This window comes from Paenibacillus sp. OK076 (assembly GCF_900110055.1).
Taxonomy (GTDB): Bacteria; Bacillota; Bacilli; order Paenibacillales; family Paenibacillaceae; genus Paenibacillus.
This window is the reverse complement of record NZ_FOCH01000001.1, coordinates 2,950,335-2,967,605: the sequence shown is the minus strand read 5'-3', so window position 1 is coordinate 2,967,605 and position 17,271 is coordinate 2,950,335. Positions and strand designations below refer to the sequence as shown.

The window sequence follows — 17,271 nt, the reverse complement described above, 5'->3', positions numbered from 1 at the left end:
CAATTAAATAAAAGTGACTTGAAAAGAATTGAAGCCGAAATTCCGGAGAATGAAAAAGCAGGTGGGAGTTTTCCGTAGATAAATTTTAAAAATGGTGTTGTGGTCCGTCCATAAGTTAATAGATAATTCAAGACCTTGAGGGTGCTAAACTCTCAAGGTCTTTCTTATTTTCTCTCTCCCAGCATCGAATAAATAAAAACCACGCTGAAATCGATCCATAATTTACAAGTTTACTAGAAACTTTTTCCTGAATCTAGCGTCTATACTATGACTTTTTGAGAGTATAACAATTACTTGGGAGCAGAAGGAGATAAAGACAACGCATGAATATGAAAAAGAAATTATCCATTTTTACCGCTTTAGCCGTTTTACAAGCATTTGCAGTCGGTTCAGTGAATGCGCAGTCAGCACCGCAGGATGACACATCGTCAGTAAATACGGCCAAAGTAGAATCGGTTGAGGTATTAAAGCAGGAGCAGCCGATTGCTGAGCGTGAAGTAAAGACAGGGAGCAGTAATGCATCTGCCATTACACCGTCTTCTGAAGGGAAGAAAACTGAAAATCCAACAGACACTGAGGCAACACGTACAACAGATATCGAGAAACCCGCTATAGATGGGGGAGAGACGACTACAAACGAAACAAGCACGAAACCTGTAACTCAAGAGGGAACTCCTGAGGATGCTGAAACGCCAGCTACGCCTGCTCAAATAGAGCAGCCATCCATTGATGGAAATTCTGCTGTAGCAGCAGGCGGCAATCTGACGTTGTACATGAATAGTAACAAGATGGAGCAGGATGGGAAAACGTATCTGGCTGGCCAGCCAATGACTGTAAAAAACGGCGTATCCTATGTTGCGATCCGTGCACTGGTGGACCGTGTGGGATACGGGGTCAAATACGATAACAAGACCAAAGAAACGATCATCATTAGTGGTGATAATGAGCTCCGATTCAAAACCAACAGCACGGTCTATACCGTAAATGGAGAGTCCAGAACGATGAAAGGCCCTGCTTATCAGCAAAAAAATACGTTCATGGTGCCGTTAACTTCCATTACTCAAGCTCTGAACATCACCTATAAAGTGAATCAGTCGGCTAAAACGGTTGTGCTGAATCTCAATACTAAACCCGTTGCAAGCTTTGTGATTACACAAAAGGAAATTTTTGCTGGCGATAAGGTGGACTATGTGACTTCTTCCAGTTCTCCAAATGGCTTGGATATCCTAGACGAACGCTGGACAGGTCGTCAGGATTCGTTTGATCAAGCGGGTACATATACGATTTCATATCAAGTACAGGATTCAAACGGCCAATGGAGCGATCCCTATTCGATGACGATTCAAGTTTTGAGTCCTAATCTTCCTCCTGTAGCCATGTTCACCACAGACAAGGAACAGTATAAAATGGGTGAGAAAATAACATACATCGACCAAAGTACAGATGATGAAAACAGTATTGATAAAACGGTATGGGAGAATAATTCGCTGGCTTTCTTTGAACCCGGTCCAAAAACGGTGACACTCACCGTTACTGACAATCACGGCGCGACGAACACGTACTCCAAAGTTATAACTATAACCAATGAGACATTATATTCATTTTCCGATTTCAATTTACTCTTCACGCCGGTAGGACAGAAATTTACCTTTAACGGTGGCGAAGTAACTTCCATGGAAAAAGTGTCTTATACGTACACGGATGAGCCAAGTTTGTTGATCCGCAGCAACAGTCCGGAAACGGTTAATACGGAAGGAATCGTGTATAAAGAATCATCTTCAGGGCAGACCCGTTTCATGATTCACCACGTGAACAATACGGGAAAAAGAGTGAAGATGTATGTAATTGCAACAAATAACAACCTAAATCCGGCAGTATTCGAACAACAAAATATGGGCTTTGCTGGGCCTACACCGTATGCTACCGTAGCTGGGAAATTGTCGATTGATAAATGGTTCAAGTCAATTCAGACCCGGGCGGATCAAAAGAAAGAAGTTATTCAACCTGGAGAAAGCAAACTGATTTTGACCGAACTAAATAAAACTCCAATCAAAGAAGGACAAGTGATCTCACTCTATTCGGATGCTTATAGTGATTATACCCTTGACTATAACGTTATCCTGGTCGAAGAAAATAAAGATCCGTTCGAGACTTTACCAAAGCTGCCTGTGCTTGATCGTGACGGTGTGCACAACCGTGGAACGTATCCGAATGCGACTCGTATCATTACGTATGATCAGCTAGTGGGAGCCGAACCTGCTCGTCTGCCACTGGGTGATAACGCAAGCGATCCCAATCTGGTTGGAACAGATCCAATGGCTTACACAGACGCATCCAACGCGGGTAATTTTGGCGTATTGTACAAAATCACGCTGAATAATGTGGCTCCGCGTACGTTAATCTCATTTAACCCTCGTGGAGGGAAGTACTCAGGAGTGGCTCTAGTAAACAATCAGGTTGTATCCATTGCCGATGGTAACGTTGCTGTTAGCAATTCAAGTGAACAAAGCGTTCTTTACCGCACAGGGGCATATGGAGAGAGCGTAACGATTCTTTTCTCTGCCGCGCCAGGAAGCAACCTGCCGGTTAATCTACTCTTTACACCGCTCCCATCGGAGAAGTGATGAAGTTGTTTCACATAAGCTAGAGCGGGAACGAATGATTTGGCTGGTGTGTTAATGATCGAAAGAAGGGACTCCATATGGAGTCCCTTCTTATCACGGGGCAATAAGAGGACATACGGAATGGATACCGCTTAAAAAGTTACGATAGAACCGCTTATTTCTACTGAGGAGGAATCAAATTCCGATGAATGTAGTCGTCAAGTTGATACGTGAATTCAAAGAGCGCGATACCCGGCGTTTGTTGAAAGATTATCGAGACAAAGTGGAGCTTATCAGGAAACGGAGTTTGGAAGCTTGGGACAATCAGCGGCTGCAAGCGGAATCCCTTCGGCTGCAAAATGAGGCAAAATCAGGCACGTCTTTGGATGAGCTGCTTGTTGATGCTTATGCGCTAGTCTGCGAGGCTGCGAAGAGAACACTCAGATTACAGCCTTACGATGTCCAGATTATGGCTGCTATCGCTTTGCACGAGAGATTTTTGATCGAACAGCATACCGGTGAAGGAAAAACACTCTCTGCTGTTATGCCTGCTTATCTAAACGCATTGACCGGCAAAGGCGTTCATGTGCTCACATTTAACGACTACTTGGCAAATCGAGATGCAGAGTGGATGGGCCCAATCTACCGCTTCCTTGGGTTAACGGTAAGCTCGGTTCAAGCGGGCATGAGTTTGCTCGAAAAACGGGAAGCTTACGCCAAGGATATAACCTATGTTACGGCTAAAGAAGCAGGGTTTGATTATTTGCGCGACACAATCGCATTCAATGAAGCTGATACCGTACACCGTCCTTTCCACTACGTCATCGTCGACGAAGCGGATTCACTGCTTCTTGATGAAGCGCGGGTGCCGCTAGTCATTAGTGGCGATTCGAGTGCTTCCAAGAATGACGGCATTCTTTTCGCAGAAGTGGCCCGGCAGCTGCAGCCAGCAGAGCATTACGATTTTGACGAGTTCAAGCGGAACGTTTACTTGAATGATGCGGGTGCTGCAAAAGCGGAGTTGCTGCTGGGATGCGGTAATTTGTACGATAGCCATAATAGTCATTTGTTAACGTCATTGAATTGTGCGCTGCATGTGGAATCGTTATTAAAAAAAGACGTCGATTACATCGTCCGGCACGGTGAAATTGAGCTAATCGAAGAACATACCGGCCGTGTGGCCGAGAACAGGTATTTGCCGGACGGGCTTCAAGCTGCACTGGTGGCGAAAGAAGGGTTGCAGTGGAAGGCTGGTGGTAGAATCCTCGGTACGATCACCATTCAACACTTCATTAGCCTGTATTCGGGAATTTGCGGAATGACGGCTACGGCGCACGCTTCAGCAATGGAATTCGAGGATATCTATGCACTGCAGGTCGTGCAAATTCCGCCGAACCAGCCAAACATACGGATCGACCACAAACATCGGATTTACACCCATAAAGAAGCCAAATATAAGGCGCTTGTACAAGAAATATCTTCCGTCCATAGGGTGGGACGCCCCATTCTTATTGGTACGTCAAGCGTCGAGGAATCTGACATGCTGGCGGAGGCACTTGCGGTTGCCGGAGTACCTTGCCAGGTTCTGAATGCAAAAAACGATGCAAAAGAAGCCGAAATCATCGCTAAAGCGGGAGAAATCGGGGCCGTAACGGTATCTACGAATATGGCAGGGCGCGGCGTCGACATTCGTCTCGGCGGCGGTAATCCTGCTCAGGCAGAAGTGGTTGCCAAGCTGGGCGGATTATACGTAATAGGTACACATGTGAACGAAAGCATGCGGATTGATAACCAGCTGCGCGGGCGTTCCGGCCGCCAAGGCGACCCGGGAGCTTCCGTATTTTATATAAGCCTGGAAGACGAGTTGATGCTTCGCTTTGGCATTCATAGACTGTTTCGCGCTCCCAGGCAGGACGAGGTTCTTGATGATCCGGCGCTCCGCAGCAAAATCGAGCATATTCAGCGCGTTATTATAGGTCAAAACTTCGATATTCAGCGGGAATTGAACTGTTATTCGGATATGGTGGAGGATCAGAGGCGAATTCTATACGAGGAGCGGCTCGGAATTTTGAAAGGCGAGAGACCGATGAGCTCATCGGAGCAGCGGGTACGGCTTTTTTATATCGACGAGTTATGGGCTGACCATCTGGCATACGTTTCTTACATTCGCGAAAGCATCCATCTCCAGAGCATTACCAGTCGCAACCCGATCGACGAGTTTCATACGCAAATCACCCAAGCATTCGAGCAAATTCCGGCTAAAATAGATCATGAGTCGGCGAATATGCTTAGAAAACTTGGAGGTTCGAATGATCCGGCGAAATGGGAAGAGTTCGGTCTGAAGAGTCCTATTTCGACTCGAACCTATATGATCAACGATCAATACAGCCAAGATAAGCGCAGCTCATGGACCGGAACGACGGTATTTGCTTTTTGGGGCAGTAAGATTTTGAAGCTGTTACTGAGGCCAGTATATAGGATGTCAAAATAGTGATGGGAGTGTGACGATCGATGAACAATAGAGAACGGTTTACGAGCCGGGTCGATTCGTATTTAAAATACCGCCCGAGTTACCCAAAAGAGGCTATTGACCATTTGTATGAGGTCGTCGGTTTACGTGCGAGCAGTAATATAGCAGACATCGGTTCAGGTACTGGCATCATCTCAAAGTTGCTTCTGGAACGCGGAAGCTATGTAATCGCGGTCGAGCCAAATCAGGCAATGCGTGAGGCCGCCGAGCAAATGTTAGAAAGTAATCCGAAATTTCAGAGTACATCAGGTTCTGCAGAATCTACTGGATTACCTGATCAGTCGGTTGAGTTTATTGTCTGCGCACAGGCATTTCACTGGTTTGATCGTTCCGCAGCCCAAATCGAGTTCCGCAGAATTCTACAGCCAGGTGGGAGAGTAATACTCATCTGGAACTCACGTCTTACAGACGGTACTCCGTTTCGTGAAGAGTACAATCAACTGCTTCATACTTACGGAACCGACTACGAAAAAGTCAATCATAAAAATATTTCTCAGACGATGCTGCTCTCTTTTTTCAAGGAAGGTTCAATGCATGAAATGCGAGTCAGAATGAGTCAGCAGTTCGATTTTGAGGGCTTGAAAGGCCGATTGCTGTCCTCTTCCTACAGCCCTGCACCCGGGCATGCAAATTATGATCCCATGATGAAAGAACTGCGGAATCTATTCAATAGGAATAATCAAGATGGTATTGTTGAATTCGATTATGAGACTGAGATTTTTTGGGGAGAAGTATAGTTCTTCAAAATGATACCCAGCTATGCATAGCTATGCCTGAGCTGAGTAGTGATGAAATCGATTCATGTAAATGCCATTCAGCTTCTGATCTCGGGAATAGAGCATATGATTACCGGATCAGAAAAATGCCGCTTATCTTTGAATGGATAAGCGGCCTTTTCATTATTTATTCAAATCTTGAGGGCTTAAATAGACTTCTACAGCGTCCCGCTATCCAGATATTCGGCATATCAAGGCAGCTCCCCGGAACAAAAAAAAATCCCTTTAAACCTATTTCCATTATGCCTGCTTCGTTTTCAGACGAATTACGTTCCACGACGCTTTGTTCAGCACAGCTTGTACGTTACCCTGATCAACCTTGGTATGTCCTCCGTTGTGCGGAACAACGTTATGCGGGTTCGCTTTGGTATTGATGGCCTTTAGATCGTCGTTCTCCAGCACGATGTGCTCAATGAATGTAGTTTCCCCGAAAGAACGAAGATCCACTTGAAGCTCCATCTGTTCTTCCAGATGTCTGTTCACCGCAAAGATGGTGATCATGCCGTTTTCTTCATCATGCACGCTGATCGCTTCAAGGTAAGGTACGTCCGTAAAGTCTTTGGAATCATACTTCGGCGAAGATACGACAGACTGAAGCACAGTACCGCGACCGAAGTTGGATGCATGCATGAACGGGAAATAAGTCGTCTGGAACCAGATCGCTCCGTTGTTCTCTGTCATGATTGGCGCAATGACATTGATTAACTGTGCAAGGCAGGCCATCTTCACACGGTCTGCATGTTTGAGGAGTGTAATCAGGTAACAGCCTACCGCCAGGGCATCTTCATGTGTGTATACATCTTCGAATTCAGGCGGTGCAATCTGCCAGCGCTCTTCAGCTCGGCTTGTGCCAATGGACTTCCAGACATTCCATTCGTCAAGGGACAGCATCAATTTCTTTTTGCTGCGTTTCTTGGCTTGCACATAGTCGCAGATCGATGCCACACTGTCAATGAATTGGTCCAGATCCAGCGATGTAGCCAGGAAATTATATGTGTTGTCATTGTTATTGTTGTAGTAAGCATGCAAGGACAAGTAATCCACATTTTCATAGGACAGATCGAGAACAGTCGCTTCCCACTCTGCAAACGTGCTCATGCCCCGGCTGGAACTGCCGCACGCTACAAGTTCAATATTCGGATCAACCCATTTCATCGCCTTCGCCGTTTCATTCGCAATGCGGCCGTATTCATGTGCGGTCATTGCACCAATCTGCCAAGGTCCGTCCATTTCGTTACCAAGGCACCATGTTTTGAATTTGTGAGGCTCTTTATACCCGTGGGAAATTCGCAAATCACTCCAATAGGTGCCCGAAGGATGGTTGCAGTATTCCACCAGGTTTCTTGCGGCATCAATGCCTCGGGTACCGAGATTGACCGCCATCATGACCTCGGTTCCGACCAGCTTGGCCCAATCCGCGAATTCGTTGGTGCCAACCGCATTGGTTTCAATGGTCCACCAGGCCAGCTCAAGTCTGCGTTTCCGCTCTGCTACCGGTCCAACACCATCTTCCCAATTGTAACCGGATACGAAATTTCCACCTGGATAACGGATAATGGGCACATTCAGCGCTTTGATGGCTTCGATAGCGTCTTGGCGGAAACCTTGTTCATTCGCCGTGGGATGACCAGGGTCATAAATACCGCCATAGACAGCACGTCCCAAATGTTCAACGAAGGAGCCATACAGACGTGGATCGACTTCGGCTACCTGAAAATCTTTATCAATAAGCATTTTGGATGTAAGCAAAATGAAAACCTCCATAGGATTGAATTCGCCAAATAGCAAAATCAATTCATTGATTTGTTAGTTAATATGTATCATAATGCAACTATAGGAGCAAGTTTGTTTTGCAGAGTTCGCAAAATAGCGAATTCAATATAAGGAGAGTGAGATTGATGATGCTTGGCACAGATGCATCTTCGCTAGTCATTTATGAGGCGCTGGCAAGCGAAGCGCGGTTAAATATTGTTCGGTTATTGCTGTTGAACAGAGAAATGCACATTAATGCGCTCTCCAAGGAGCTTTATTTGAGTAAAGCCATCGTAAGTACCCATGTGAGCAAGCTGCAAAAGGCCGGAATTGTAGGCAGCCGAATGAAGCGGGAGAACGGTGGCACATATAAATATTGTTTTATTCAGCAAGAGTTCATGCTCATCAATCTGTCACCCGAACCGCTCGATGTCCCATACCATGAGGTATCCATTCCGGTTGGACAATATACGGATTACGAAGCGTGGCCGACATGCGGGATTGCAACGACGACCCAAATGATTGGACAATATGACACACCCGCATGCTTCATGGACCCGGACCGGGTGAATGCAGGCATACTCTGGTTGGCACGAGGTTTTCTCGAATATAAGATACCTAATTATCTGTACAAAGATCAGGTACTGCGTGAAATTGAAATTTCACTGGAGCTTGGATCGGAGGCTCCGCAAGTCAATGAGAACTGGCCTTCGGACATCCGTTTTGTCCTTAATGGCCATCACCTCGGAACGTGGACAAGCCCTGGTGATTTTGGCGACCGCAAGGGTAAACTGACACCGCAATGGTGGCATTCCGACGTGAACCAGTACGGCGTACTGAAAGTGCTTCGTATCAATGCAGAAGGTACCTTTATCGACGGTCAGCGCATCTCGGATGTCCGCATTCACGATCTGGATCTCCAAGCCGCAACGTATTGGACCATTCAATTAAGTCCTGAAGAAGGGGTACCCGGCAGGGGTGGACTTACGCTGTTTGGAAAGGGATTCGGGAACTACGACCAGGACATTTTGATTCGGTACTATTACGAGGGTGCTCTGTTATAAATCAGATCGAAAAATGTATAGCTGGAGGGTAGACCTTCTTCAATTGCTTTTGATACAAAGGTGTATAACTTTAATAATTCCTGTTTTGGCTGGTACATGTATGAGTATTTCCAAACCGTGCTCTCCGGAATACGGTTATGGACAATTTCAGTTGTTCTTTTGGTAAGAATAAAGGATTGGCATGATTGCTCAAGAAGGTGCTCAGCCTTATACGAATGAAACTAACATATCTTTAAAAATGAATATACATTCTTTAAAGTTTGCTATAGTTCACTTCAGGTGGAATATATAAAATGGAAACAACACCCATGTAAGCGTTTTATATTAGGTGGGTGAATTTGAATGGAGGTGTATGATGAAAAGGAAGACATGGTGGACGTTAACGATTTCGGGAGTGGTTTCATTATTTCTTTCGGTAAGCGCTTTCGCAGGGTATGTATTTTGGGAGCCGCTAACGTACCACAACCCGAGCACCTGGCAAAAGGCGGATGGTTATTCCAACGGTTCAATGTTTAATTGCACCTGGCGAGCGAACAATGCAAACTTTACGAGTGATGGTAAGCTGAGACTGAGCTTGACCAGCCCGTCCAACAACAAATTTGATTGTGGTGAATATCGATCAACCAATTCTCAAGGATATGGTCTGTATGAGGTAAGTATGAAACCTGCCAAAAACACAGGCATTGTCTCTTCATTTTCCACGTATACCGGACCTGCTCACGGAACGCAATGGGATGAGATTGATATTGAATTCTTGGGAAAAGACACTACCAAAGTACAGTTCAATTATTACACCAATGGTGTCGGCAATCATGAGAAGATCGTTAATTTGGGATTTGATGCATCTCAGGGCTTCCACACCTACGCGTTTGATTGGCAACCAGGCCATATCAAGTGGTACGTGGATGGCGTTCTGAAACATACGGCCACAACGAACATTCCAACGACGCCTGGTAAAATTATGATGAATCTGTGGAACGGAACGGGCGTGGACAGCTGGCTGGGGTCTTACAACGGAGCTAACCCGCTGTATGCTGAATATGACTGGGTGAAATATACAAGTAATTAGAGTGATCCATTTGCAAGAAGGCGATAAACGAAGAGGATAAGAGGAGAGGGGCGTATGTCGCTGTCCTCTTTTTTGCATGTTATTTTAGACATTTCATAAGGACCATTGCACTAATGCAACATCCATATCCATTTTCCAATATCCTAAATTAATGCAATAAATGTTGTAATATTAGTATGGGCATGCACCTGGATCATTCATTATGATGGATTCTGTAGACAACACCATTACATAGACAGGGGGAAACATAAGTTGGTAACAAGCAAAAAGAAAAAGATCGGTGGTTTGGCTTTGGCAGGAATGTTCGCGCTTTCAGCAGTGCTGAGCGGCTGTAACAGTGGAGCAAGTAAAGAGGCTGCACCGAGCACACCGAGTGCTACACTGGAATTGAAGGACGGTAAGTATGATCCACCCGTAAAACTTACTTATTTGCGTCCTTGGGGACCTGAAATCAAATTCAAATCTGGTGAAGATCAGGACAATAACGTGCACACGAAATGGGCGAAAGACAAGCTCGGCATTGAATTGAAAAATCAATGGGTCTCACCATCCACAAACAACGCGTTTGAAACGAAGCTTCGTCTGTCGCTGGCTTCCAATGCAGAAATGCCGGACATTATCTCGTATCGCGGCGACTTCAATCTGGCACGTGAGTTGATTGAAACGGGCAAGTTCGTTGATGCTGGTGAATTGTTTGATCAATATGCAAGTGATACCTGGAAAGCCGCAGTGAATGAAGATCCTTCCGTATGGTATCCGTACATGCAGGATGGTAAACGGATTGGTATTCCGATTCTGGATTACTCCTATAACAGTGATCCAGTGATGTGGATTCGCGAGGATTGGATGAAGAAGTTTAATTTGAAAGCACCTGAAACGCTGGCTGATCTTGAAGTAATTATGGAAACGTTTACGAATAAAGACCCGGATGGCAATGGTAAAAAAGACACATACGGTCTCACCATCGGATTCAAAAACTGGTTGAGCACATGGATGTCTGATGCTGGCTGGATCTTCGGAGCCTTCGGCACGATGCCAAATCAGTGGAATCTGAACGCAGAAGGAAAACTGGAGTACGGCTCTGTAAACCCTGGAGCAAAACAAGCTTTGGCAACACTGGCTGACTGGATGAGCAAAGGATACATTCCAGAAGAAGCAGGGGTATATGATGAAACCAAAGCAGCAGAAGAGTTTACAGCAGGTAAAGCGGGGATTGTTGTCGGGCCTCACTGGATGCCGTCATGGCCGCTCGAAGATGTGAAGAAAAACAATCCGGAAGCGGAGTACAAAGCTTACCCGATTCCATCTGGACCTGATGGCAAGGCAGGCAGACGCGGTACCGCGAACGACAACGGTGTAATTCTGATTAACAAAGATATGAAGAACCCAGAAGTCTTTTTCACATATCAAAACTATCTATTTGATCACTATGCCAATCCAAAAGCAGGTGATGAATTTGAAAATGGCTTTGCTGAAGGATATGACTGGGCAATGAAAGACGGCAAAGTAACAACGGATGCTAGTGTGACAGGCGGTTATGCACCTGAGAAATACACATTAACGTTTGATGGTGCACGTATCCCGAGTCTGAATATGGCTACGCTTGCGAAGTTTGCTAACGGTGAAGAAGCAACAACACCTTTCGACAAAAAACTCAAATCTGGCGTACCGGCACCAATGGTGGAAGCGGCCAAGATTGTTCAGGATCAAAAAGATATTGCATTAAAACAGATGTTCACAGGTGCGCCAACGATGTCGATGCAAATGAATAACGACATCTTAACCAAAATGGAAAAAGATACGTTCTCTCAGATCATTTATGGTAAAGCTCCAATCGACGCATTCGATACGTTCGTAGAGAAATGGAATTCTTCAGGTGGAGTTCAAAATACGAAGGAAGTTAATGAGTGGTATCAATCCGTAACTAGCGGCAAGTAAGCTGGAGAAAAACAGAGCAATAGAGAAAAGGCCTTGCTGGAGTAAGATCCGGCAAGGCCTTTTGATGTGTTAATCTAATCTTTTACGAGAATTGACGAAATTTATTCGTGATGCTTAAATCAGGCAGGCAGCTAAGTAGGGTTTCGAAAACATCATATCAAACAGGCAGGTTCTCTCTGTATTCCTGTGGAGTCAAATCGTAAAACTTCTTGAACACCCGAATGAAATAAGCGGTGTTGTTGTACCCGACAAGCTCGGCAATTTCAAATACTTTGGCGCTGGACGAGCGCAAATAATATGCTGCTTTTTCCATCCGCAATCGATATACATAAGCTGTTAACGCCTCGCCGGTCTCGGTTTTATACACTTTGGACAAATATACCGGGTGCAGGTGAACATGCTCGGCAATTGCCGGGAGTGAGACATCTGATGCGAGATGCTGATCCACAAAGCTTTTGACACTTCGAACGATGGTGCTGTGATTGTCCTTCAGCTCTTGTTCAGCATCCTCACTGATCGAATACAGTGTTCGTATGGACCAGTCCTTCAGCTGCTGTGCTGTGGCATATACAGGAGCTTGGAAGTACTTATAGGATTCAGCAGGCAGAACAGAAGAAATCTGTTTGCCATTCTTATGAATGATATAAGCAAAAGCTCCGGCCAACGCGTGATAGACCTCAATGGTTGTTTCGGCAATATCGTGATGCTGTCCTGACTCCAGTAATTCTTCAAAAATAACTTCAATTTTCTGCTCTACCGCATCAAACCGTCCCGCTTCCAGCAGACTGATCAATGTCGGTGGATTGTAAAGGGATCGAATGGCAGGCAGGGGATGTACATCCTTGTCATCAGATGCGGTGATAAACAGCCCCTGTGCCTGACCCATACGCTTCCGCATGGACCGAACCGCACTTTCATAGATTGCTCCGATCTCATAAGGGAACTTGCCCCAATGGGAGACGGAGATCGAGATGGCCCCTTTGAGGTACAACTGAACATTGGTCTGAATCTGCGCCGCATAATGCTCCAGCAATGTCTGGGGTTTCTCCTCTTTGTTCATGCTCTGCACTGCGCCCCTCTTCACACTGACCAGAACCACCAGATAATCATGCACGTCCCGTGTGTGCCAGATGTGAAAATGATGCTGCATCACTTCACTGATGATATTGCTAATGGCGTACTGCATCAGTGACAGATCGTGATCTCCCATCTCGGACAGATGCTCCTCCATGCGAATGACCAGCATGCCGAGCTCCTCGCCGATGGAGTAGGGCAGTTCAAGCAGTTCCAGCTTGTCCGCCAGCGCAGAAGGAGAGTAGGTTTTGCCTGTAAGTAATTCGTGAAGCATGGTGGACTGCAGCAGTGGCAGATTATCCTGAAACGCATGCAAAGCCCGTTGATAGGATGCGGCGGTTTCCCACTTTTGTTTGATCCGATCGACCAGTCGTTGCACGGTTTCAATCAGGTCCTCATCACTCACGGGTTTCAGCAAATAATCAAAGCTCTCCTGAGCCATCGCTTGCTTGGCATATTCAAAGTCGGCAAAACCCGACAGTAAAATTGTTTGCACATGAGGCCACTTCTCGTGAATGGTCGTAATCAAATCAATGCCGGATATCTCTGGCATACGAATGTCGGTGATCACAATATCGATATCATGGTTTTCCATAATTTCAAGTGCGACAGCACCGGATAATGCCTCGTGCACCGTACTGATTCCGCAGCTTTCCCAAGAGATCGTTTCAGCCAGTGTTTCTACGACGGATCGTTCATCGTCTACTAATAAAATTTGTAACATGTACTTCACCTACTCGTTGATATTGTTGTACCATGTGATGCTCACTTTGACTCCGCCGCGTGACCCATGTTCATAACTCAGACCCGCTCGTTCACCATACAAAAAAGACAAACGCTGATGAACATTCCAGGTCCCGCATCCTATGCTGCTGTCAAGCGGTTTGTGCAAATTATTTGTTAACTCTTGCATCTGATTTTCTGTCATACCCCGTCCGCTGTCCTCCACAGTTATCGTGCTCAATTCATCCGTATGATGGCCTGTAATCGTAATATGCCCATCTTCTGTACGAGGTTCGATGCCGTGAATGATAGCGTTCTCAACGATCGGCTGCAGGGTTAATCGGGGTAATGTTTTATGCAGCATATCATCTGGCACATCCATCGTAAAATGCATTCGTTCCAGCCTGAGCGCCTGTATTTCCAGGTAATTTTTCACCATCGTAAGCTCTTCCTTGATCGTTGCCTGATCATTCTCCGATCTGGTTATGTAACGGTAATACTCACCCAAATTAAGCGCCATGGCCACAACGGCCTTTTCATTTTTCATTCTTGCCATATTTTTAATATAGAAGAGACAGTTGTACAGAAAATGCGGATTAATCTGTGATTGCAACTGCTTCAGCGTAGCTTCACGTCTTCTAAGCTGCTCCTCATATACGTTCTCTATCAGCTCTTGAATCCGCTGGGCCATGATGTTAAATCGTGCAAACAACAAACTGAACTCATTACGAGAAGTATAGTGCAAACGAACGGAAAAATCTCCAGTCGATAATCGATTCGTTCCCTTAACAAGCTGAAGCAGTGGGAGCTGAACACTGCGATACAGTACATATAACACCACCACACTCATGGCAATCAGAACGGCGATGGAAGCATAAAAGAGATTACGGCTGTTTGTAATGGGCCCTAAAATCTGCTGCATCGGTACATAATCCACGTAGTACCATCCAAGACTGCCCGATTGAATATACGAGACATAGTACTCCGTGTGGTCAAGGGTCGCGGTAAATCCGCCTTTACCCGAAAGTTCCGTCGCTTTGAGCTTGGACTGAATCGCATTCAAGGTGTCATTTGCGCTGCTGTTGCTTATTAAGCCCAGGTCGGGATGGAACATAAAGGGGTCACCTTTGTTATTCAGCTTGTTCTGATCGAGCATAGCGATTAAATGATGTACCGGGAAACTGATCTTGGTGATAAGTCTGGATTTTCCCGGAGTATCCATAGCCGTTGTGGGGTCCGTTGTGTACCACTCAAACTGCTCATGTGTATAAGCCCAGGATTTTGAAAGCGGCTTGGAAAATTCATCCTTCCTGTATGGGATATAAGCATAATAATCCGTGGAAATGACTTTTTGCAACCTTGGAAAATACAGTGTAATCGTCGAATGCCATTTGCTGGCGGCGTTATACAAATTTATTTTTTCGAGAATAGCGCTTCCAACCTTGACACGTTCATATGGGATATCTTTATAGTCCGGACGCTGGTACTCCTGAATGCTGGAATCCTGTCCAATGGATATGCCATATAGAGATAGTTGGTAAATATTGGATTCTACAGAATCAGCAAAAGTGGATAGGTGGTTCATCGTATTATTCTGGATTTCGTGCTCAATCACACGCACACTTTCTCTGTTCGAGTAAGTGTAGAGGAATAACACCAGGATGAGCAACATGACAAACAGCAATGTGATTTTGGTAAAGACATTCAAACGGGCGAACAACGCTCAACCTCCTCAACTCATTAAAATATTGTTATCGTTGTTGCAATATTAGGATATAGATCGCAAATGGGCGTTGCTATAATTTTAATATACAAGTTCACGCGCACTTGTAAAATACAAAATTGATAACATGGGGGATGTTGGGGTGAAGGAACATACGTTAGAAACGCCGCGCAAACGGCGGGCCATCAAGGTAAAACAGCGCTGGAATATGCAACGAAACTGGTCCTTGCATTTGATGCTTGTTCCAGCGGTTTTGCTGGCAATCATTTTTCAGTACATACCAATGGGAGGCATTGTCATTGCTTTTCAGGATTTCAAACCTTATCTGGGATTTACCGAATCCAAATGGGTAGGTTGGGATAATTTCAAATATTTGTTCCTGTATCCAGATGTGGGGCAAGTGATCTGGAACACGCTGGTAATTGCATTTTTTAAAATTATTGCCGGGTTAATCGCTCCGTTCCTGTTCGCCGTTCTGTTAAACGAAGTTCGTCTGGTCGCTTTTAAAAGGGTCAGTCAAACACTCGTTTATCTGCCGCACTTTCTCTCATGGGTTATCCTCGGCGGGATTTTGCTGGATATCCTTTCTCCGCAAGGAGGCATGGTGAACAAGCTTGTTGTTGCCTTGGGTGGAGACCCGATATTTTTCCTGGGAGATGGAACGTGGTTTCGGATAACACTGATTGTCAGTGATGTGTGGAAGGAATTTGGTTTTGGCACAATTGTATTTTTGGCTTCTCTCTCGGGCATCAACCCGGCATTATACGAAGCTGCTGAGGTGGATGGAGCGAACCGGTTCAAGCAGACCCTGCATATTACGTTTCCTGCGTTGATGCCGATCACCATCGTACTGATGACCCTTTCCATCGGAAATATTCTGAATGCGGGATTCGATCAGGTGTTCAACCTGTACAATCCGCTTGTGTATGACAAAGGCGACATCATTGATACGTTCGTATATCGACTCGGTATCCTGAACGGCAAGATGAGCTTTGCCACAGCTGTAGGATTGTTCAAATCGGTGGTGGCGACAATTCTGATCGTTATTTCATATCGACTCGCTTACAAACTGGCTAACTATCGCGTGTTCTAGAGAGGAGAAAAGGGCTTGTATTACAAAACAAAAGGCTATCGATTATTCAGCATATTCAATTATATCTTTCTCGGCGTATTATCGTTGCTGTGCATATTGCCCATTATTCATATTTTGGCCGTCTCGTTCAGCAGCATGGCGCCAGCCTCATCCAATCTCGTCAGCTTCTGGCCGATTGGATTCACCACCGACGCTTATGTGAAGACATTTGGCAATTCCAATTTTATTAACTCCTTGCTGGTCTCGGTGAAACGAACGGTGATTGCGACCATCATTGGCATGGTTATTATGCTGCTTACGGCATTTCCGCTCTCGAAGGAAGATATCAGCTTCAAGGGTCGTTCGATCTACACATGGTTTTTCGTTTTTACCATTTTGTTCAGTGGGGGCCTGATCCCCAGTTACATTCTGATTCAGAAGCTGGGACTTATGGATACGATCTGGGCACTGATTCTGCCAGGAGCACTGTCCGTATGGAATGTTATTCTCATGATGAATTTCTTCCGCGGTCTGCCCAAGGAACTGGAGGAAGCAGCCTATCTAGATGGGGCGGGTCATATCAAGACTCTGGCGCTGGTCTACGTGCCGCTGTCTCTTCCGGCCATTGCTACGTTGTCCCTTTTCACTATGGTAGGTCAGTGGAATTCCTGGTTTGACGGTATGATCTATATGTCGGACGTGAAAAATTATCCACTGGCTTCCTTACTGCAGACGATTATCGTGCAGCAGGATCTTAGTAAAATCAACGTAGACCCGTCCATGCTGGAGAACGTCTCCCAGCGCACGGTCCGCGCAGCTCAAATCTTTATAGGGGCTCTGCCTATTTTGCTGGTGTATCCATTTTTACAACGCTTTTTCGTTAAAGGCATCGTTATCGGGGCAGTGAAAGAATAGCATGGCCCTGCAAGGAACAACACATAAGGGGA

The 17,271-nt window shown here is 45.6% G+C and carries 11 protein-coding genes; 8 read left to right on the top strand and 3 right to left on the bottom strand.

The genetic code is table 11. The annotated features are described in order from the left end of the window. The first annotated feature begins 323 nt into the window (after window positions 1-323). From BMY78_RS13055 to BMY78_RS13045, 3 genes are all read left to right on the top strand, one after another. Window positions 324-2,624: a stalk domain-containing protein gene (locus tag BMY78_RS13055; RefSeq protein ID WP_090899089.1), complete on the top strand. Its 2,301-nt coding sequence runs from the start codon at window positions 324-326 to the stop codon at window positions 2,622-2,624. Window positions 2,625-2,808: 184 nt separating this feature from the next. Beyond that, window positions 2,809-5,094 carry a preprotein translocase subunit SecA gene (locus BMY78_RS13050; protein ID WP_090899086.1) on the top strand — a complete coding sequence of 762 codons (2,286 nt, stop codon included), beginning with the start codon at window positions 2,809-2,811 and terminating at the stop codon, window positions 5,092-5,094. Between the two features lie 20 nt (window positions 5,095-5,114). Next, window positions 5,115-5,870, top strand: coding sequence for a class I SAM-dependent methyltransferase (locus BMY78_RS13045; protein WP_090899083.1), 756 nt, complete (start codon window positions 5,115-5,117; stop codon window positions 5,868-5,870). Between the two features lie 279 nt (window positions 5,871-6,149). Here the strand turns inward: BMY78_RS13045 and BMY78_RS13040 are convergent, their stop codons facing one another. Then, window positions 6,150-7,643 carry an arabinosylfuranosidase ArfA gene (locus BMY78_RS13040; protein ID WP_371129166.1) on the bottom strand — a complete coding sequence of 498 codons (1,494 nt, stop codon included), beginning with the start codon at window positions 7,641-7,643 and terminating at the stop codon, window positions 6,150-6,152. A 164-nt stretch (window positions 7,644-7,807) separates the two neighbouring features. Between BMY78_RS13040 and BMY78_RS13035 the strand changes: the two genes are divergently transcribed. The 3 genes from BMY78_RS13035 (at window position 7,808) to BMY78_RS13025 (ending at window position 11,732) form a co-directional block, all read left to right on the top strand. Further along, window positions 7,808-8,725, top strand: coding sequence for an ArsR/SmtB family transcription factor (locus BMY78_RS13035; protein ID WP_090899080.1), 918 nt, complete (start codon window positions 7,808-7,810; stop codon window positions 8,723-8,725). Window positions 8,726-9,080: 355 nt separating this feature from the next. Further along, window positions 9,081-9,794, top strand: coding sequence for a beta-glucanase (locus BMY78_RS13030; RefSeq protein ID WP_090899077.1), 714 nt, complete (start codon window positions 9,081-9,083; stop codon window positions 9,792-9,794). A 252-nt stretch (window positions 9,795-10,046) separates the two neighbouring features. Next, a complete protein-coding gene (locus BMY78_RS13025) occupies window positions 10,047-11,732 on the top strand; it encodes an extracellular solute-binding protein (protein ID WP_090899074.1) in 1,686 nt (561 codons plus the stop codon). Between the two features lie 157 nt (window positions 11,733-11,889). Here the strand turns inward: BMY78_RS13025 and BMY78_RS13020 are convergent, their stop codons facing one another. After that, window positions 11,890-13,530: a response regulator gene (locus BMY78_RS13020; RefSeq protein WP_090899071.1), complete on the bottom strand. Its 1,641-nt coding sequence runs from the start codon at window positions 13,528-13,530 to the stop codon at window positions 11,890-11,892. Between the two features lie 9 nt (window positions 13,531-13,539). Next, complete coding sequence (locus BMY78_RS13015; protein ID WP_090899068.1) at window positions 13,540-15,249, bottom strand: sensor histidine kinase; 1,710 nt, start codon at window positions 15,247-15,249, stop codon at window positions 13,540-13,542. Window positions 15,250-15,460: 211 nt separating this feature from the next. Here BMY78_RS13015 and BMY78_RS13010 point away from each other — a divergent pair, with 211 nt between their 5' ends. Both BMY78_RS13010 and BMY78_RS13005 read left to right on the top strand, forming a co-directional pair. Next, entirely contained in the window at window positions 15,461-16,345 is an 885-nt protein-coding gene (locus BMY78_RS13010) for an ABC transporter permease (RefSeq protein WP_177185802.1), read from the top strand. Window positions 16,346-16,360: 15 nt separating this feature from the next. Continuing rightward, the gene (locus BMY78_RS13005) at window positions 16,361-17,239 is read left to right on the top strand and encodes a carbohydrate ABC transporter permease (protein WP_090899062.1); all 879 of its coding nucleotides are present in this window, start codon (window positions 16,361-16,363) and stop codon (window positions 17,237-17,239) included. Window positions 17,240-17,271: the final 32 nt, after the last annotated feature.